This is a genomic window from Phytohabitans sp. LZ39 (genome assembly GCF_059359075.1).
Genome location: NZ_JCADBM010000002.1, coordinates 573,970 through 592,853, shown reverse-complemented (window position 1 = coordinate 592,853; position 18,884 = coordinate 573,970). Strand labels below are relative to the sequence as shown.

General features: G+C 72.0%; 18 protein-coding genes. 8 read left to right on the top strand and 10 right to left on the bottom strand.

What is annotated here, in order from left to right:
* Positions 1–131: 131 nt before the first annotated feature.
* Both AC5L36_RS06435 and AC5L36_RS06430 read right to left on the bottom strand, forming a co-directional pair.
* Entirely contained in the window at positions 132–2,087 is a 1,956-nt protein-coding gene (locus tag AC5L36_RS06435) for a vWA domain-containing protein (protein ID WP_441214414.1), read from the bottom strand.
* Positions 2,084–3,487: a sigma 54-interacting transcriptional regulator gene (locus tag AC5L36_RS06430; RefSeq protein WP_441214413.1), complete on the bottom strand. Its 1,404-nt coding sequence runs from the start codon at positions 3,485–3,487 to the stop codon at positions 2,084–2,086. Before AC5L36_RS06430 ends, AC5L36_RS06435 begins: the two co-directional genes overlap by 4 nt.
* 443 nt (positions 3,488–3,930) lie before the next feature.
* Here AC5L36_RS06430 and AC5L36_RS06425 point away from each other — a divergent pair, with 443 nt between their 5' ends.
* Genes AC5L36_RS06425 through AC5L36_RS06395 form a run of 7 tightly spaced genes read left to right on the top strand, consistent with a single transcriptional unit; the run spans position 3,931 to position 10,481 of the window.
* A complete protein-coding gene (locus tag AC5L36_RS06425) occupies positions 3,931–5,034 on the top strand; it encodes a hypothetical protein (RefSeq protein WP_441214412.1) in 1,104 nt (367 codons plus the stop codon).
* A complete protein-coding gene (locus AC5L36_RS06420; RefSeq protein ID WP_441214411.1) occupies positions 5,021–7,606 on the top strand; it encodes a sensor histidine kinase in 2,586 nt (861 codons plus the stop codon). Before AC5L36_RS06425 ends, AC5L36_RS06420 begins: the two co-directional genes overlap by 14 nt.
* Positions 7,603–8,034, top strand: a complete 432-nt coding sequence (locus AC5L36_RS06415) for a roadblock/LC7 domain-containing protein (RefSeq protein ID WP_441214410.1) — start codon at positions 7,603–7,605, stop codon at positions 8,032–8,034. The genes AC5L36_RS06420 and AC5L36_RS06415 overlap by 4 nt, the downstream gene beginning before the upstream one ends.
* Positions 8,031–8,471, top strand: a complete 441-nt coding sequence (locus AC5L36_RS06410) for a DUF742 domain-containing protein (RefSeq protein ID WP_441214409.1) — start codon at positions 8,031–8,033, stop codon at positions 8,469–8,471. The genes AC5L36_RS06415 and AC5L36_RS06410 overlap by 4 nt, the downstream gene beginning before the upstream one ends.
* A complete protein-coding gene (locus AC5L36_RS06405; RefSeq protein WP_441214408.1) occupies positions 8,449–9,036 on the top strand; it encodes a GTP-binding protein in 588 nt (195 codons plus the stop codon). The genes AC5L36_RS06410 and AC5L36_RS06405 overlap by 23 nt, the downstream gene beginning before the upstream one ends.
* Positions 9,037–9,088: 52 nt before the next feature.
* Positions 9,089–9,715: a hypothetical protein gene (locus tag AC5L36_RS06400; RefSeq protein WP_441214407.1), complete on the top strand. Its 627-nt coding sequence runs from the start codon at positions 9,089–9,091 to the stop codon at positions 9,713–9,715.
* A gap of 10 nt (positions 9,716–9,725) precedes the next feature.
* The gene (locus AC5L36_RS06395; RefSeq protein WP_441214406.1) at positions 9,726–10,481 is read left to right on the top strand and encodes a nucleotidyltransferase domain-containing protein; all 756 of its coding nucleotides are present in this window, start codon (positions 9,726–9,728) and stop codon (positions 10,479–10,481) included.
* Here AC5L36_RS06395 and AC5L36_RS06390 read toward each other — a convergent pair.
* Positions 10,465–11,100, bottom strand: a complete 636-nt coding sequence (locus tag AC5L36_RS06390) for an SCO2207 family protein (protein ID WP_441214405.1) — start codon at positions 11,098–11,100, stop codon at positions 10,465–10,467. The two genes, AC5L36_RS06395 and AC5L36_RS06390, sit on opposite strands and share 17 nt — an antisense overlap.
* A 118-nt stretch (positions 11,101–11,218) precedes the next feature.
* Between AC5L36_RS06390 and AC5L36_RS06385 the strand changes: the two genes are divergently transcribed.
* On the top strand, positions 11,219–11,935 hold the full coding sequence (locus AC5L36_RS06385) for a cellulose binding domain-containing protein (RefSeq protein ID WP_441214404.1): 717 nt from the start codon (positions 11,219–11,221) through the stop codon (positions 11,933–11,935).
* Here the strand turns inward: AC5L36_RS06385 and AC5L36_RS06380 are convergent.
* From AC5L36_RS06380 to AC5L36_RS06350, 7 genes are read right to left on the bottom strand one after another with little or no spacing between them, the layout of a single operon-like run.
* Positions 11,907–12,815 (bottom strand): N-acetylglucosamine kinase, encoded by a 909-nt coding sequence (locus tag AC5L36_RS06380; protein ID WP_441214403.1) that lies wholly within the window; start codon positions 12,813–12,815, stop codon positions 11,907–11,909. The two genes, AC5L36_RS06385 and AC5L36_RS06380, sit on opposite strands and share 29 nt — an antisense overlap.
* 7 nt (positions 12,816–12,822) lie before the next feature.
* Positions 12,823–14,010, bottom strand: coding sequence for a family 16 glycosylhydrolase (locus AC5L36_RS06375; protein ID WP_441214402.1), 1,188 nt, complete (start codon positions 14,008–14,010; stop codon positions 12,823–12,825).
* A 19-nt stretch (positions 14,011–14,029) separates the two neighbouring features.
* Positions 14,030–14,848, bottom strand: a complete 819-nt coding sequence (locus AC5L36_RS06370) for a carbohydrate ABC transporter permease (protein WP_441214401.1) — start codon at positions 14,846–14,848, stop codon at positions 14,030–14,032.
* A complete protein-coding gene (locus AC5L36_RS06365) occupies positions 14,845–15,729 on the bottom strand; it encodes a carbohydrate ABC transporter permease (protein WP_441214400.1) in 885 nt (294 codons plus the stop codon). The genes AC5L36_RS06370 and AC5L36_RS06365 overlap by 4 nt, the downstream gene beginning before the upstream one ends.
* Positions 15,730–15,745: 16 nt before the next feature.
* On the bottom strand, positions 15,746–17,134 hold the full coding sequence (gene ngcE, locus AC5L36_RS06360) for an N-acetylglucosamine/diacetylchitobiose ABC transporter substrate-binding protein (RefSeq protein WP_441214399.1): 1,389 nt from the start codon (positions 17,132–17,134) through the stop codon (positions 15,746–15,748).
* Between the two features lie 22 nt (positions 17,135–17,156).
* Positions 17,157–17,891, bottom strand: coding sequence for a sugar isomerase domain-containing protein (locus tag AC5L36_RS06355; protein ID WP_441214398.1), 735 nt, complete (start codon positions 17,889–17,891; stop codon positions 17,157–17,159).
* Between the two features lie 15 nt (positions 17,892–17,906).
* Positions 17,907–18,809, bottom strand: coding sequence for a MurR/RpiR family transcriptional regulator (locus AC5L36_RS06350; protein WP_441214397.1), 903 nt, complete (start codon positions 18,807–18,809; stop codon positions 17,907–17,909).
* Positions 18,810–18,884 lie beyond the last annotated feature (75 nt).

Genomic DNA, 18,884 nt, shown 5'->3' with positions numbered 1-18,884 from the left:
CGGCGCGCAGGGCCTGGTCCGGTCGCCCTCGACGTGCAACTCCCCGACATTGCCCACTCGGCGGACCGCCCCGGGCGGCGGTAGACGCGTTGGTGCCAGCAAACTCGACAGGTCCGGCACCGAGCAAGGCGTCAGCGGGAGACGCGGCCGCGGCGGGCGCGGATGTAGTCGTTGACCACGTAGCTGCCCAGGTCTTCGGTGTCGGGGGTGAAGACGCGGCCGCCGCAGCGGCGGGCCACCGCGTCGACGAAGCGGCGCAGGCCCTCGTCCTCTCCGAGCATGAAGAGGTTGAGCGTGGCGCCGTACCGCGTCAGGTTGTCCACCTCGGCCACCGTCGCCTGGATGGTCTCGGACAGCGGGGGCCAGAAGAAGACCGCCTCGCCGTCCTCCTCCAGGTGTGCCGTCGGCTCGCCGTCGGTCACCACCAGCACCACCGGCTCGGAACCGGAGTGCTTGCGCAGGTGGCGGCCGGCCAGTTGGAGGGCGTGCTGGAGGTTGGTGCCCTGCACGTAGTCGGGGTCGACGGAGGCCAGCTCTTCGGTGGTGAGCCGCATGGCGTAGCGGCCGAAGCCGATGATCTGGAGGGCGTCCTGCGGAAACTTCGTCGCGACGAGGTGTGACAGGGCGAGGGCGGTCTGCTTCATCGGGCCCCAGCGGTCTTCGGCCACCATCGAGTACGACAGGTCGACGCAGAGGGCGACGGCGGCCGACGCGCGGCGTTCGGTCTCCACCACCTCGAAGTCGTCGACGGTGAGCGAGACCGGGCCGGCGCCGGTGCGGCGGACCGCGTTGGCCACCGTGCGCACCACGTCGATGGGCTGCTCGTCGCCGTACTCCCAGGGGCGGGACGCGCCGGTGGTCTCGCCGGCGGCACCCGCGTCGCGGAGGTCGTGCTGGCCGCGGCGGCCGGTCTCCAGCGAGGCGAAGACGCGGCGCAGGGCCGTGCCGCCCAGCCGGCGCAGGGCCTTGGGGCTGAGCGTGAGGCCGTCGGTGCCGCGGCCGAGCCAGCCCTGCCGGCGCAGCTCGCGCTCCAGCTCCTGGAGCCGCCGCACGTCGCCGGCCGCGCCCCGGCCGAGGATCCGCTCCACCGCCTCCACGTCGATGTCGTCCAACGTGGCGCCGGGGTGCTCCTGGCCCAGCTGGTCGAGCAGCTCGTCCAGGTCGCCGATCTCGGCCAGCGCGCCGGCCGCCTCGCCGTACCCGAGTCCCTGCTGACCGCGGACCTGGGCGCGCCGCTCCCAGCCCAGGTCGGGGCGGAGCGTACGGAGGTTCGCGGTCAGGCGGGCCAGCTGGTCGGCGAGGCCCGCGTTGCCGAGTGCCTGTGCCATCAGCCGGGACAGCTCCTCCTGCTGCTGCGGCGACAGCGACCGCATGAGCCGCTCGCCGGCTGCGGCCCGGCGGGCCAGCGCGTCGATCAGCTCCTCGACCGAGCCGGGCTTTTCCGGGAAGAACTCGCCGTGCCGCCGCATGAACTCGGCGAACGTGTCCGTCGTGTCCTCGCCCCGGGCGTGGCGGTCGAGCAGGTCGTTGAGGTCGCCGAGCATCTCGGCCAGCCGGCGTTGCGCGGCCGGGTCGGGGTTGCCGAGCGCCTCCCGCAGCCCGGCGAAGCGCTGCTCCAGCACCTCGTCGCGCAACCCGTCGAGGATCTGCTGGTACGTACGGCGGGCCTCCTCGCTGGCCCACTGGTAGTCGGACAGCTCCTCGACCGCGCGGGCGGTGGAGCGGGGCAGGCTGTCGAGCCGCGTCTCGCTGAACCGGGCCGCGTCGTCGGTGCGGCGGGCCAGTTCCTCGCGTTCGGCGGCGAGGGCCTGGTCGAGCAGTGCCTGCGCGCGGGTGACCGTGCCGTCGAGGTTGCCCCGGCGCATCGCCTCGCGGCGCATCCGCCGGGCCCGGGCGGCCAGGTCGTCGAGCCCGCGGCCGCCGTCGGGACCGCGGCGGAGCAGGTTGCGCAGCGCCTCGCGCAAGCTGCCGCCGGCCAGCACCTCGGCGCCGACCTGGTCGACCGCGGCCCGCACGTCGTACGGCGGCGCGAGCGGGTCGGGCCCGCCGCGCCACGCGCCGTACCGGTAGCGGTTGGGGCGGGTCATTCCCGGCTCCCGTACAAGGTGCGGCCCTCGTCGGTCATCGCCTTGGAGAGGCGACGGGTCAGGTGCAGCCCTTCCAGCGCGAACTCCACGCCGGCCGCCGCCTGTGCGGGCGTGGGCGCGTCGTCGAAGCCGAGCCGTTCGAGCACCTTGGCCAGGCCCGGCACGGTGCCCACCTGGCGCAGCAGGTCTTCGGCACCGACCAGCTCGCCGGTCTCCACGATGTCGCCCTCGGCCACCAGGTCGGTGAAGCCGGAGAGGTCGAGCCCGGCCAGCCGCGCCCGGAACGTCTCGGCGGTCGCGGTGCGGAGCAGGTGGGCGAGTACCTCGATCTCCCGCCCCTCCTCGCCGCTCTCGAACTCGACCTTGCCGCGCAGTGTGCTGGTGATCGAGGTCGCGTCGCCGATCCGGGCCGTGGCCCGCGGCTCGCCGAGGAGGCCGCCGCGGCGCAGGGCGGAGGCGGCCACCGTCTCGGCGGCCGCGATCGCGAACCGTGCCGAGACACCCGACCGGGCGTCGACCGACGGCGACTCGCGGACCGCGCGGGCGAAGCGGGCCACCACCTCCAGCACGTGCTCGGGCACCTCGGCGACGAGCCGCGCCTCCTGGCGGATCAGGTCGAGCTCAAGGTCGAGCTCGAGCGGGTAGTGGGTGCGGATCTCCGCGCCGAACCGGTCCTTGAGGGGCGTGATGATGCGCCCCCGGTTTGTGTAGTCCTCGGGGTTGGCGCTCGCCACGAGCAGCAGGTCGAGCGGGAGCCGCAACTGGTAGCCGCGGACCTGGATGTCGCGCTCCTCCAGCACGTTGAGCAGCGAGACCTGGATCCGCTCGGCCAGGTCGGGCAGCTCGTTGACCGCGAAGATGCCCCGGTTGGTGCGGGGTACGAGTCCGAAGTGGATGGTCTCCGGGTCGCCGAGGGTGCGGCCCTGCGCGACCCGGATCGGGTCGACGTCGCCGATCAGGTCGCCGACGCTGGTGTCCGGAGTGGCCAGCTTCTCGCCGTACCGCATCGAGCGGTGCAGCCAGCGGACCGGCAGGTCGTCGCCGAGCTCTTCGGCCTGCCTGCGGGAGGAGGGGCTGAGCGGCTGGTACGGGTGCTCGTTGAGCTCGGAACCGGCGATGACGGGCGTCCACTCGTCGAGCAGGCCGACGAGCGAACGGATGACCCGGGTCTTGCCCTGGCCCCGCTCACCCAGCAGGACCATGTCGTGGCCGGCCAGGATCGCGCGCTCCACCTCGGGCAGCACCGTGCCGTCGTATCCGACGATGCCGGGGAATCGGGGGCTGCCCTCGCGCATCCGGGCCAGGAGGTTTTCGCGGAGCTCTTCTTTGACCGTGCGGTGCCGGTGGCCGCTGGCGCGGAGCTCACCGACCGTCCTGATGTTTTCAGGCGTTGATGTCACCGGCCAAAGCTAGCTCGACTCTGTTACCGGCGGTCGAAAGTGCAGGTGCCGGCGGGCATCGGGGCAAGGCCGGATCGGGCGACCCCCCGTCCACCACCTGGCCGGACTAGAGTGACGGGTGGGGTGTAACGGATCAACTCGCGGCGCATCCCGACTGACCGGACACTCAGCCCGTGCCAGAGCAATTCGGATGTCGCACATTCCGACGTTTACTGACGAACCAGGTGCAGCAAACCTTTGCTCACCCCCTCTGGCGACGCTGTGATCAAGGTGTATTCACGCTCCGCATTGGGAGCGCTCCCGTCTACAACACGCGCTGGATGAAACGGTTCCATAAGCGCCGTCAGCAGGCCTAAGTTCCTCGGCGGGTGGCACCGCGAGATCTCGCGCGAGCTTTGGGGGCCCTGCCATCCCATCCGTCGCTGCCGCCGGGAGGGTGGACGATGACCGCTGCCACGCCGAACGCGCCCACGAGCGTTTCCCTGCTGAGACCGCTGCTCGTGTTCGCGCTGCTGATTCCCATCGGGGTGCTCTTCGGGCAGGCGTGGCAAGGCCAGTCGGACCGTCTCTCGTTCGCGGCCAAGGAGCGGCACGGCATCGAGTACCTCACCACGCTCGGCCAGGTGACGACCGCGCTGACCGACGCGCAGTCCGCCGCCGTGGCCGGGCGCGCCGTGGACCGCGCGGCAGTGACCCGGGCGGTCGACGCCGCCACCGCGGTCGACGAGCGGCTCGGCGACGAGCTACGGACGAGCGAGCGCTGGTCCGGCCTGCGCGTCAAGATCGAGGCGCTCTCCTCGGTGCCGGCGGGTGACAAGACCCGCGCGTACGAGGCGTACGGCGAGGTGACCGACCTGCTGCTCGCCCTCTACGGCAAGGTCCGGGAGAACTCCCAGCTGATCCGCGACCCGGAGGCGGACACGTACTTCCTCCAGGACGGCGCCGCCGAGGAGCTGCCCGAGTCGGTGGTCGCCGCGGGCAAGTTCGCCGACCTGATGGTCATCGCCGCGGCGCGGCCGGCCGCCGAGCGCGCCTCGGCGATCGCCGACCTCACCGTGGCACGCGGCTCGGTGCTCGACCCCGCCGCCGACCTCGCCGACGGCCTCCAGTCCGCTGTGGACAGCACGGAGAGCCGCACGCTCGGCGGCAACCTGCTCAGCCGGCTGGACCGCTTCCGCCGGAGCATGGACGCCCTGGCCGCCTCGGCGGGCACGCTCGACGGCCGGTCGCCGCTGCCCCCCGCCGACCGGCTCAACACCGCCCGCGTCGAGGTGCAGTCGGCCGCGTCCGAGCTGTCCAACTCGATCCTCGCCGAGCTCGACGTGCTCATCGCCGACCGCCAGTCGGGCATCCGCACCGAGCGGATCCTCTCGCTCGTCGCGTTCGCGGTGGCGGTGCTCGGTTGCGCGGTGCCAACGGTGCTGGCGCTGCGGAAGCGGCGGCGACGCCGGCGGCCGTTCGGCGGTCCACACCGGACGCTCCCGCCGCGGGCCGCGGGCCCGGAGCAGAGCGAGAGCCAGTGGGAGCCCGTCGGTGCTTCTCGGTAGGCTGCGCATCCGCGGCAAGCTGGCCGTCCTGGTCATGGTGCCGCTGCTCCTCGTCGGTGTGCTCACCGTCCCGCTCGTCGTCAACCGGGCCGGTCTCGCCGGCCGCGCCGCGGACACCGCCCGCACGGTGCGGATCGCCAGCGAGGTCGGTGGCCTCGTCGGTGACCTCCAGCAGGAGCGCATGCTGTCGGTCGGCTACCTGGTCGGCAGCGTCGACGCCGCGGACCTGACGCTCCAGACCACCGCGGTCGGTGACCGCACCGCCGACCTGCGCGCCTCGCTCGGCGACGACCTGCCGCAGCCGGTCTCGGCGGCGATCGGCGGGATCAGCGCGCTGGAGCAGGTGCGCGTCGGCGTGCTCGGCAGGTCCGTGCGCAGCGACCAGGTGATCACGGCCTACGGCGCGGTGACCGCGCGCATCCTCGAGTCGTTGCGGCTGCTCGACAACGTCGACGTGGCCACCACGCAGGGCCGGCAGGTGGTCGCCCTCGACGCCGTGCTTCAGATGAACGACCTCATCAGTGCCGGCGCCGCGCTCATGGTGATCATGGTGGCCGAGCGCAGTCCCGCGTCGATGACCGCGTACACCGCCAACCTGGCCGCGCTCCAGGCCATCATCACCCGCTTCAACGGGTACGCCACGCCGGAGCAGAGCGGCCTCTTCCAGCTCGTCCAGCAGGCGCTGAACGACCGGGTCGGCGCCGAGTTTCCGGTGACCGTGCAGACCAACCCGCTCCAGGCGCTCTCGCGCTTCACGGTGGAGCGGCTCTATCCGTCGCTGGAATCGTTCATCGTCCTGGGCCGGTTCGTCGAACGCAAGATCGTCACCGACGTCACGGCGCAGGTCGACCGGCAGCAGACGGTCGTCCTCACCACCGCGTACGGCGTCATCACGGTCGCGCTCCTCGTGCTCGTCGGCGTCGTGCTGATGAGCGTCGTCGTGGCGCGCGCGGTGGCCCGGCCGCTGACCAGCCTCACCCGCTCCGCCGAACGGGTGGCCACCGTCGCCGAGACCGAGCTGCGGCGCGTCGCCGACGAAGACGCCGACGACGAGGCCGAGCCGATCCACCTGGAACCCGTCGACGTCCGCTCCGCCGACGAGATCGGTGACCTGGCCCGCGCGTTCGACCGGGTGCAGACCACCGCGGCCCGGCTGGTCGAGCGGCAGGTCAGCAGCCGGCGCAACGTGGCGCAGATGTTCGGCCACGTCGGCCGCCGCACGCAGAACCTCGTCGGCCGGCAGATCGCGCTCATCGACCGGCTGGAGCAGGAGGAGACCGACCCGCAGCGGCTCCAGCAGCTCTACCGGCTCGACCACGTCTCCAGCCGCCTGCGGCGAAACGCGGGCAGCCTCGTCGTGCTCTCCGGCTCGGCCGGCGTCTCCGGTGCGGAGGAGCACATCACGCCGCTGCCGCTCGCCGACGTCGTCCGCCTCGCGCTCGGTGAGATCGAGGAGTACACGCGGGTCGACGTGCAGGTGTCCGGCGGCATCGCGGTCTCGCCCGCGCTCACCGGCGACCTGGTGTTGCTGCTGGCCGAGGTGATGGAGAACGCGACGGTCTTCTCGCCGCCGCACACCCGGGTCACCGTCAACGCGATGGCGACCGGCCACGTCGTGCGGCTCCGCGTCGTCGACCACGGCCTCGGCCTCTCCCCCGAGCGGATCGCCGAGGAGAACGCCCGTCTCGCCCGCCGCGAGCGGCTCGACCTCGCCCCGACCGAGGTGCTCGGGCTCTTCGTGGTCGGCCGGCTGGCGCGCAAGCACGGCCTCGCCGTGGCGCTGTCCGAGACGCCGGGCGGCGGCGTGACCGTCACCGTCGACGTCGGACAGGACCATCTCGTCCGCAGCGCCATCGCGGAACCGGCGCCGGTGGCCCCGCCGCAGCCGCCGAAGCCCGCGCGGGGCCTGGCCTCCGTGCGGCACCTGCACGCCGCGCCGCAGGGCGGCGACGAGCCGGCCGTCGTGGAACGGGCGGTGGCCCGCGCCATCGTGGCCACGTCCGAGGAGGACACGCCGTTCAACGTGCTCGCGCTCGACCGGGCCACGCGCACGATCGGCAGCGGCCGCACCTGGAACGCTTTCGCGCCACGTCCCGCCACGGAGCCGGTACCAGTGATGGAACCGGCACCGGCGGTGGAGCCGGCGGCCGCGCCACGTCCCGCGACCAACCGCGGCGGCCTGCGTCAAAGGGTTCCGGGAGCGCAGCTGCCGGAGGGGACAGCCCCCAGTGCGGACCGCGCGGCGGCGCCCACGGGCGTCGACGCCGAGACGGCCCGCGCGCTGGTGGAGGAGTTCGAGGCGGGGGTACGCCGCGCCGAGTCCACTGTGTCCGACCAGCCGGTCGTCCACAGTGATGTTCCACCCGTCATCGCACCGCCGGCGGCTGGGCCGCGCGCCCCGCTGAGCCGCCGGGTGCCCGGCGCCACGCTCCCGGCGAACCTCCCGGCCCAGCCGCCGCCGCAGGTGCTGCCCGACCAGTGGTCGCCCGACCCCGAAGCGGCCCGCGACTCGCTCGAGCAGTTCGAATCCGGCGTCGCGCGCGCCTTGCAGCAGGAAGGAACCCAGCAGTGAACAACTCACTCCAGTTGAGCCCCGAGGCGCAGACCTTCAACTGGCTCCTGGACTCGTTCACGTCCAGCACGGCCGGCGTGCGCGAGGCCATCGCGGTCTCCGCCGACGGCCTGCTGATGGCGATGTCCAACATCGCCGACCGCGCGAACGCCGAGCGGCTCGCCGCCGTGGTCTCCGGGATGACAAGCCTCGCCGGAGGGGCCGCCAACTGGTACGCCCTCGGCGGCCTCAACCGCGTGGTCATCGACATGACGGGCGGGTACCTGCTGGTCACGGCCATCAGCGCGGGCTCAGTGCTGGGTGTGATCGCGGACCGGTCGGCCAGCCTCGGCACCGTCGCGTACGAGATGACGCTCTTCGCCAGCCGGGCCGGCGGCGCACTCACCCCGCGCCTCATCGCCGAGCTGAAGAACGCCGCCCAGTCGTGACCCACGTGCCTCCCGAGGAATCGGCGGGGCCCGCCCGCATCCGTCCGTTCCTAGGCGTCTCTGGACTGGGCTCGCCGTCGGCGGACGCCACCCCGGCCGGGCTGCGGCCGTTCGTGCTCACGTCCGGCCGGGTCGACGGCGTGGACCCGGACATCGGCCTGGAGACGCAGGTCACAGCCCGCTCGGACGGGCCGCTACGGACCGGCGTGCCGGTGGCGAACCTCTCGCCCGAGCTGCGCACCATCATGGCCCTGTGCGCGGAGCCGATCTCGGTCGCCGAGATCTCCGCGCGGGCCCGGCTGCACCTGGGTGTGACCCGCATCCTCGTCGGCGACCTGCGGGCCGCCGGCTACCTCGACGTCCACGCGCGGGAGGCCGCGCGACCCGACCCCGACACCATCCTGCGAGTGATCCGTGGACTTCGTGCGATCTCCTGAACAGGCGCCGCCCATCCCCGTCAAGATCGTGGTCGCCGGCGGCTTCGGTGTGGGCAAGACCACGACCGTCGGCGCGATCAGCGAGATCTCCCCGCTGACGACCGAGGCGGTCATGACCTCCGCCGGCGTCGGCGTGGACGACCCCGGCCAGGCCACCGGCAAGACGACCACCACGGTGGCGATGGACTTCGGCTGCGTCACGATCGACCGCAGCCTCAAGCTCTATTTGTTCGGTACGCCCGGACAGTCCCGCTTCGGCTTCATGTGGGATGACCTGTCCCACGGTGCGCTGGGTGCGCTGGTCGTCGTCGACAGCAGCCGGTTAGATGACTGCTACCCTGCGGTGGACTATTTCGAGCGGGCGCGCCTACCATTCGTAGTCGCGGTCAACGCGTTCGACGGAAAGCTCGCCCACGACCTCGACGAGGTCCGCTGGGCCCTCGCGATCGACGAGCGGATTCCCGTTGTCGCCTTCGACGCCCGAAACCGGATATCCGTGAGAGACGCACTGCTGGTCCTACTGGATCGGGCTCTGGATGATGCGGTGAGAGGGCAGACCGCATAGCGGTGCGGCGCTTGCCGTGCCGGCAGGCGGCCGCCTAGGGAGGTGTTCGAGAGTGCGCGGTGGACTCGACGACGCACTGGAACGCTTGGCGCGCATGGACCAGCTGCGCCGGCGGACCGAGGGCGCGTCCGGCGGTCTGCCCACGGCACACGGGCTGGCCGAGGCGATCGAGGCGGTGCGCCGGGTGGTCGAGCGCTATCCCGATCTCAACATCACGCTCTACGGCGAGCAGGGCGAGGGCAGCGCCGAGGTGCGGATCGGCTGGGAAGAGGGCGTCGTGCGCGCCAAAATCGTCTCGGTCGAGGGCCCCGAGGGCGCGACCTTCGGGCCGAGCGACGGGCCGATGCCGGTGCTGCCGGCCGAGATCCCGCCGATGACCGACCTGCCCAGGCCACTGCCCGAGGCGAGCCGGCCGCGGGTAGACGTGTACCCGGCCGCCCGCCGCCCCGAGCCCGCACCGGTGCCCGAGGCGCCCCGGCTCGTCGACCCCGGCCGCCTGCGGTCGCCCGGCTTCCTGCCCGACCCGGGCGGGCCGGCGCCGGCCGAGCCCGAGCTTCCGGTCCGCGGCGCGCCGCGGGTCTGGCACGCCGACCACGAAGACAACCCCGGCGCCGCCGCCCGCCTGGCCGCGATGATCCGCGAAGACCCGTCGCTGCTGGCCACCCCCGAGGAGCGTTAGCCTGCGGCGCGTGCCGGATGACGTCGACGCGGTCTGCGCGCGCTACCTGGAGACCGCCGATCGCCACGAGCCGGGCCTGGTCGAGGGCCTCTACTTGCAGGGTTCTGTAGCCCTGGGCGACTACCACCCCGGGGTCAGCGACATCGACTTCGTCGCCGTGACCACGCTGCCGCCCGACCCCGCCGCCGTCCGGGCGATCCACGCCACGCTCCCCCGGCGCCCCTTCTTCGACGGCCTGTACGTCACTTGGGACGACCTGCGGCGCGACCCCGCCCAGGCGCCGCCCGGCGTGGCGGTGCACGAGCGGCGGGTCGATCCCGAGTCGCGCTTCGAGCGGAGCCTCGTCACCTGGCATGTACTGGCGCAGAGCGGAGTGGCCGTGCGCGGGCCGGCCGTCAGCGCGCTCGGCGTGCACACCGACTGGCCGGCCCTCGCCGAGGCCACACACCGCAACCTCGACGACTACTGGGAGCCCTGGCTGGCCCGGGCCGGGCGCGGGCCGGTGGGGCTCACACCGTGGGCGACGGCCTGGGGAGTCCTCGGCGTCGCTCGGCTGCGCCACACGCTCGCGGCCGGCCGGGTCACCTCGAAGTCCGAGGCCGCCGGGTACGCGCTGGAGACCGCCGACCCGCGGTGGCACCGGGTGATCCGGGAGGCATCGCGCATCCGGGTGGGCGGGGCACCGCTGTATCGCAACCCGTGGCGGCGCCGCGCCGACCTGGTCGGCTACGTGCGTGCGGCGCTGGACCTCAGACCTTCTCGATGACGGCCCGGCGGATCAGAAACTTGCCCGGCTCCCGCACCCGCTCGAACGCCGCGTTGTTGAGCAGCACGCAGCTACCCGACACGCCCGTCACCTCCACGGTGATCGACTTGTTGTTGTCCAGGTTGGTGACCTTGAGCCGCGTACCGGCCGGGAACTGGCTGCTGGACGCGGCCGGGGCACCCGCCTCGCCGGAGAGCGTGACGGTCGAGCCCGCGCAGACGACCTCACCGTCGCCGCCGGCAGCCGGCGGGTTGGCGGGCTGAGCAGGCGGGTTGGCGGGCTGAGCAGGCGGGTTCGCGGGCTGGGCGGGTGGTTGGGCCGGCTGGGCCGGTGCCGCTGGGTTGTCCGCCGCCACGTCGGCCGTGCAGCCCGCGGTGGCGCGGCGCTGCTGGATGAGGTCGACGACCGCTTGGCGGTTGGCGATGCGGGCCGTGGACAGGGCGTCGGGGTTGCGCTGCTGGTCGGCGATGAAGTTGAGGTTGTTGCGCAGCGCGTTGTCCAGGCCCACGCAGGACTCACCCGCCTGGCCGAGGCCCGTGCCGACCGCGATGCCGCCGCCGACCACCACGCCGGCACCAACGATGATCGCTAGCCGCCGCTTCCATCCACTCCACCGCATCATTGGAAACAAACCTTTCTGTTGGCTGTGGCCCTTGGTACGGGCCCGCCGAGCGGACGGTTCAATCGGACCGAGCACTCCTGGACGGCAGAGCCCTCGCCCACCTACATTGATGTCCATGCATATCAGGGTTGGGCGGATCGCCGTTGTCGCGGCGTTGGTGGGTGCCGCGGCGGCGATCGCGCCGGCGTCTGCCGCGCAGGCAGCGGTCGCGTGCGAGGTCACCTACACGGCGAGCAGTTGGAGCGGCGGCTTCTACGCCAACGTCCAGATCAAAAACCTTGGTGACCCGTGGAACGGGTACACCGTCGACTTCCGGTTTACCGGCGACCAGACCGTCACCCAGGCGTGGAATCACTCCTGGACGCAGTCCGGGCAGGCGGTGACCGTCCGGAGTGGACCCTCCGTGCCGCCGGTGCCGACCGGGGGCAGCATCTGGCTCGGCTTCCTTGGGCGCTACACCGGCACCAACACGCCGCCAACCGGATGGCGGGTAAACGGCGTGGCTTGCTCGGTCACCGGCCAGCCGGCGGCCGTCGTGGCCGAGCCGGATGTCGTGACGATCCCGGAGGGCGGCGGTGGCACGTTCAGCGTGCGGCTGAGCCACCCGCCTGCGCAGCAGGTGGCGCTCGGCATGTCCATCACCGGCACCGGCACCTGGGCCTCGCCACCGGTGGTCCTCATCTTCACGCCGACAAACTGGAGCACGCCGCAGATCTATCCGGTCATGAGTCCGGACGATCCCGACGCCGTCGACGACCGGGCGGTCGTCACGCTCTCCGCGACCGGGTACACATCGGACACGGTCATCCTCCAGCAGGTCGACGGCGACTGACCACTTCGCGGGTCGCCAGCCTGGCGGCCCCCTCCTCGCCCGGCCCGGCGACCAGCACCGGCGCTTCCGGCCAGGCGGCCGCCAGGTGTCTGGCCACCCGCGCGTGCAGCGGTGAGCAGTGGCGGAGCACGCCACCGGCCAGGACGATCGGTGTCCGATCGGCCGGCTCGCGGGCCTCGGCCAGCGTCCGGCAGAGGTGGTCGGCCGCCTCGTCCAGGATGGACAGTGCGAGTGGGTCGCCGTCCGCGGACGCCGCGGTCACGAGCGGGGCCAGGGAGGCGAGCTCGCGCGGTGGCCGGTCGTGCACCGCCGCGACGAAGGGATCTGCCTCCGCGGCGCCCACCGACTCGGTGACCAGCCGCACCAGCGCGCCCGGTGGGGCGCCGCGGTAGAGGGCGCGGGCGGTCGCGGTCGCGGCGGCGCGGCCGATCCAGAAGCCGGAGCCCAGGTCGCCGAGGAGCCAGCCGAGACCGTCGGCGGTCCGCGCGATGCGCCCGTCGCGGATCTCGGCGGCGATCGCGCCGGTGCCGGAGATGAGCACGCTCCCGGCCGGCTCGCCGGTGCCGGCGGCGAACGCAACCACCGCGTCGCCGACCACGCGCAGCGGGCACCGTACCCCCAGGGTGTCGAACGCGGCCTGGAGCACCGCGGGCCGGGACGCGCCGGCGGCGCCGGCCACCGCGGCGCCGATCCGCGCGATGTCCACCGTGGACAGCGCGGCGACGAGGGCGGCGGTCACGTTGGCCACGACCTCCGCGGCGGGCACCGTGACGGGGTTGGCGGCACCCGCGCGGCCGAAGCCGGCACGGGTGCCGCCGAGGGTGGTGACGACCGCGCGGGTGGCGGTGCCACCGATGTCGATGCCGAGGACGAGAGTCATGTACCGGTCAGCAGCGCCCGAGGTCTTCCCACTGCTGGGTCCAGCCTGGCTCGCTGCCCTGTGTCCACCAGCGGGCCCGCCACAGGTGAACGCCGTCGCCGGACGGCGGGCCGCCGGGCACGCCGTTGGCGCTGCGCTGGTGCCGGACGGTGTTGCCGCCCGGGTAGACCGCGTTGATGTTCCAGAAGGGTGCGCTGGCGCAGCCCGTGCCGCCGGTCGGGGTGACCGAAGGCGACGGGGACGCCGTGGGAGACACGGACGGCGAGACAGAAGGCGTGGGGCACGATCCGCCTGACCCGACCGTGTCGGTGTGGGTGGTGCCGGCCGAGCGGAAGGCGGCCACCCGCGCCGCCGCCTCGGCGGGCGTGAGCGCCTCGTTCACCGTGTGGTAGAGGTAGTCGACCTGCTGGCGGTAGGTGGCCATGCCGCCCGAGTGCGCCGCCGTGTCGATGAACCACAGGTTGAAGTTGATCGACATAGGGGTCTCGGGGTAGTAGATGCCGCTGTGGTCGGCGACGAGCGCACCGTCCACGTAGTACATCACGTGGCCGCCCGAGACGGTGAACATCAGGTCGTGCCAGCCGCCGAAGCTCTGCCGCTGCGCGGTGTGCGTGTTGACCGCCTCCCACGGATCGGGGCGGTAGGTCTCCCAGGTGGTCTGGTAGAAGATCGGGCCCTGCTCGCCCCACCCGCCGTTGGGCAGGTACTCGAAGTCGATCTCCCCGTAGTTGGGGTCCATCGGCGCGTTGAGCGGAGTGATGGTGAAGAACGTCTCCACCAGGTGATCGCCGTCGGTGCCGCTCACCGGCGCGTCGGCGAACTTGACCCGGGCCGCGTACGTGCCCTCGAAGAACTTGCGCTGGTGCAGGAACTCCGACTGGCTTGTGCCGCCGGCCGTCCCGTCTGTGGCGGCCTGGAGTTGTAGCGACTTGGCTCCGTCCACTGTGGGGAACGAGACGTTCGACGCGGGCCAGGAGGCGCCGGGCACGCCCGGACCACCCGAGTTGGTACGCACGGTCCAGCCCCGCTGACTGATCAGTGGGTCAGCCGGGCCGCTGTAGCTGAAGTCGTCGAAGAGCACCTGGCAGGGGGCGAGGGCGGCGGCGGGGGCGGGGCCGCCACTGGCCACGACGGCGACGGCGCCGGTGGCGAGGGCCGCGGCGGTCACGGCGAGGGCGGCTGGGAGGCGTTTCACGGCGTGCTCCTTTCTGGAGTCACTTCACCGCGCCGGCGGTCAGGCCGTCGCGGATCTGGCGCTGAAACAGGATGTACGCGACGAGGACGGGCAGGATCGCGATGACGAGTCCCGCGAACAGGCCGCTCCAGTCACTGCGATAGCCCTGGCTGACGGCCAGAAACGCGAGTCCCTGGGCCAGGACGTACCGGTCCGGATCCGGGTTGAGCACGAGGGGAAGCAGGTACTGGTTCCACAGGCCGAGGAAGTTGAAGATGCCCACGCTGACCAGGCCGGGACGGGCCATCGGCAGCATGATGCGGAAGAACACCGCGGCGTGCGAGCACCCGTCGATGAACGCCGCTTCGGCGACGGCGGTCGGCAGGGTACGGAAGAACGCGTGCAGGAAGAAGACGGTGAACGGCAGGGCGTACGCGGCGTACACGAGGATCAGCCCGTGATAGGTGCCGAGCATGCCGAGTTGGTCGACCACGAAGAACAGCGGCACGAGCGCCAGGAACACCGGAAAGAGCATCCCGGCGACGAGCGTGTAGTAGATGACCCGGTTGCCCGGAAAGGGATAGCGGGCCAGGCAGTACGCGACGAGCGCGCCGAAGAGCATGGTGAGCAGGAGCGCGCCACCCACCACGACGACGGTGTTGAGCAGGTAGCGGCCGATGGAGGCCTCGGCCCAGGCGCGGGCCCAGTTGTCGAAGCGGGGTGTTGCCGGCAGCGACCACGGGCTGTCGAAGATCTCCGCGTCGGTCTTGAGCGAGGATACGACCGCCCACAGTAGAGGGAGTGTGACCAGCAGCGCCCAGGCGAGGAGCACCACGTGTACGACCCGGCCGGGTTTCATGCCAGCTCCACTCGCTCGCGGCGGGTGGCGCGGAGCATCAGCACGGTCAGCGTCAGCGTGAGGAAGAAGAGCGCGACGCCCATCGCCGACGCGTAGCCGTACTTGCCGTAGGTGAACGCGTTGCGGTAGAGCGACAGGCCCATCACCTCGGTGCTGTTGTCCGGCCCGCCGGGCCCCACCGTCATGATCTGCACAAGGGCGAAGCCGTCGAGCGCGATGATTCCCAGGTAGACGAACGCGACCTGCACGCTGTCCCAGACGAGCGGGAGCGTGATCCGCCAGAAGAGGGTGAGCTGCCCGGCGCCGTCGATCAGCGCCGCCTCGGTGATGTCGGCCGGGATCGACTCGATCGCCGCCGCGAAGAGCACGACGTAGAAGCCGACCGCCGACCAGATCAGCGCCGCCATCACGCACCAGAGCGCGAGCCGCGGCTCGGCCAGCCACGAGCGCTCCAGTGTGGACAGGCCTATCCCGTCGAGAAAACCGTTGAGCAGGCCGCTGTTGGGGGTGTACACGAACTGCCACAGCACGGCGATGATGGCGACGGAGAGGAGTTGAGGGAAGAAGTACAGCACCCGGTAGGCCCGCAGAAGGCGGCTGCCCCGGGTCGAGGAGGCGAAGAATAGGGCGAGCGCGATGGTGACCAGCGGCACGACCACGAGCATCAGGGCGTTGTGGCGCAGCGCCGACAGAAACAGCGGATCACTCCACAGTCGAGTGAAGTTGTCCAGGCCGACGATGTGCACGTCGCTGGAGACGCCGTTGAAGTCGGTGAAGGCCAGGTAGAACGCCTGCGCGTACGGCGACACGACGAAGACGGCGTAGAGCAGCAGGGGCGGGATCATCGCCCCGGCCAGAAACCGGTACCGGCCGTGCCGCATGGGTCACCTCCCGCGCTCAGCGCTTGTGCTTGGCGACCGAGGAGTCGGCGGCGACCGCGTCGGCCGCCTTCTGCACGCGTTCCGCCCACTTGTCCGGCGTGGTGCGCTTGGTGAGCAGCTCGCCCGTGGCGTCGTCGAGCGCCTTGGACAGCGGCGGGTACCAGGTGCGGAAGCGGTACCCGAACATGTTGGCGCCGGCGGCCTTCGCGGTCTCGGCGGTGGAGGCGAGCCCGCTGCTGAGCGTCAGGCCGTCGGTGGCACCGCCCACGACCGGCAGCGCCTTGGAGTTCTGCGCGAAGCCGCGGGCCACCTTCTTGGAGAAGAGGATCCGCAGGTACTCCAGGCCGCCGCGGGCGTTGCCGGCCTTGGCGGGTACGAGGAACGACTCGCTGCTCGCTGCCATCACCGCGCCGGCGGGCAGCTTGTCCGCGCCGGTCAGCGCGGGGACGGTGCCGAGCACCATGTCGAAGCCGGCCGGGGTCACCTGCTGCTGCTCACCTTCCAGCCACGAGCCGCAGGGGATGAACGCCGCCTGGCCTTTGCTCCACGCGTTCTGCGCCTCGGTGTGGGACAGCGCCTCGGAGCCGGCCATGATGTATCCGCGCACGGCGAGCTGGTAGACGGCGTCGGCCGCAGCGAGCATCGAGGGGCTCTTCCAGATGCCCGGCTCGAGATTGTCCACCGACTTGACCAGGTCGTGCCCGCCCGCCTTGGCCGCCAGCGACATCAGCGGGTCGTTCATGTACTCGGGAAACTTGCCCTGCCACGTCCACGGCGCGACGCCGGTCTTCTTGATCTGCTCGCAGAGCGTGAGCATCTCGGCCCAGGTGGTCGGATACGTCCAGCCGTTCTTCGCGAAGAGCGATTTGGAGTACCAGATTCCCCATAGGACGGACGAGTAGTTGAGCACGAAGACCTTGCCGTCGAACGTGCCGTCCTCGACCACGCCCGGCATGAGCGTGTCCCGAACCGTCTTCGCCGGATCGTCGAGGCTTGGCGCGTCGAGCAGCTCGGTGAGGTCGGTGAGCTTGCCCGACGACACGAGCGTCACGAGGTCGAGCCGGCCGGCGCCACTGTTGTCCACGACGTCCGGCGGGTCGTCGGAGATGAAGCGGGGCTGGAGCACCTCGCCCACCCGTTGGATCCCCTTGTGGTCCACGGTGGCCTTCGGAAACCGCTGCTGGTAGACGGTGCCCGCCTCGATGGCGTACTGGTCGCCGTAGCCGCCCTTGAAGACGACCACCTCCAGCGGCGCGTCGGCCGGCGCGCCCAGCGGGTTGTCGGCGGTGGTGTCGCCCTTGGCGCTCTTGTCGTCGTCGTCGGCGCCGCCGGTGGCGCAGGCGCTGAGCGCCGTCGCCGCGACCGCCCCGAGCAGCAGGCCGCGTCTGGTGGGATGCGTATGCACGGTTGGCCTACCTTTCAAAGGACTATGCGGTGCGCCGGATACGGCCGGCGTACCGCGCTTCCAGGAGCTGGTTGTGCTCGGGCCCGCCGGGGATGTTGGCGGACAGGTAGATGGGCGGGGTCTGCCCCGCCTCGACGAGGCGGGCGACCACTTCGGCGACGACCATCTGCGCCAGCAGCGCGGCGGTCACCGAGGAGACCGCGCCGATCTGGCCGGGAAGTGCCACGTCGCCGTACGGGGCGCCGTTGTCGAGCACCACGTCGGCGATGTCGCTCAGGCGCTTGCCGGAGGGGTGCCGCGGCTCGACGCGTCCACTGTGTTCCAGCGAGGTGACCGCGATCAGGCCGTGCCCGCGCTCCTTGACCAGCAGGGCCAGCTCGACCACCACGCCGTTGACGCCGGAGTTGGAGGCGATGACGAACACGTCGCGCGGGTCGACCGGCGCGAGGTCGTAGAGCCGCCGGGCCACCTCGGGGTCGCGCTCCAGGCCCGGATCGTCGAGTACCTCCCGCGGCTGCCCGCCATAGAGGACGATGTCGCGCAGCGCGATGCGGTTGGTGGGCACCAGCCCGCCGGCCCGGCCGGCGATCTCCATGGCCAGCGCCTCCGAATGGCCCGAGCCGAAGGCCTGCACCACGCCCCCGCGGTCCAGCGCGTCGGTGACGAGAGCCGCGGCGCTCTTGACGCCATCCGCCTGGCTGGTGCCCACCTTGGCCACAAGCTCAGTGATCATCGACAGGTACGCCTGTGCCGTCATCCCCGCTCCTCGATCTCAGCCGCGGCGCCGGCGCGCCACGGGTTGGTCACGCAACCGGTGCGCCTCGACCGCGCGGGCGGTCACCTCGAACGCCTCGGTGGTGCGCTCGTACGTCCGCTGAGCGACCGCGACGTAGATGAGGTCGAGCGCGACGAGCTGGGAGTGCAGCGCGGAGAGCGCCGCCACCCGGAACGTCGTCTCGTGCACGGCCGTGGTCAGCGTGATGTCGGCCGTCTCGCCCAGCGGGGAGCGCTCGAACGAGGTGACCGCCACGGTCAGCGCGCCCTGCGAGGCCGCCTCGGCGAGCATCTCGATCACCTCGCGGGTGCGGCCGCCGTGCGAGAGGGCGATCGCCACGTCGCCGGGGCCGAGCAGGGCCGCGTTGGTGAGCGCCTTGTGCGCGTCCTCCCGGTACCAGACCGGGATGCGGATGCGCTCCAGCCGGAACGCCATCTCGCGGGCCGCCGTGCCGCTGCTGCCGAGCCCGAAGAGCTCGACCCGGCCCGCGGTCGCGATCGCGTCGGCGACCTGGGCGACCTTGTCGAGGTCGAGGCCGGCCGCGGTCTCCTGGATCGCCCGGGAGTCGGCGCTGGCGATGACGCCAAGCACGCGGTCGAGCGGGTCGCCGGGCTCGATCTCGCGGTCGATGTCGGTGACCCAGCGGGCCTGCTCCTGGCGCCCGATCTCGGCGGCGAGCGCGACCCGGAGCGCGGCGTACCCACGAAAGCCCAGGACCCGGCAGAACCGCGTGATCGTGGCGGTGGACGTGCCGGCCCGCTCGGCCAGGTCCACGATGGACGCCTGTGCCGCCTCGGCCGGGTCGTCCAGGATCTGCTCGGCCACGCGCTGGAGCGCGTCGGGGAGCGTGGACAGCTCCATCCGGAGCCGGCCGATGACACCCTGGGTCTGCACCGTCACCGTAATTCCTTTCATCGTTGCCTGGTGATGAAGAAAATTACGATTGATGGGCGCTCGCGGTCAAGAGTGAGCGAA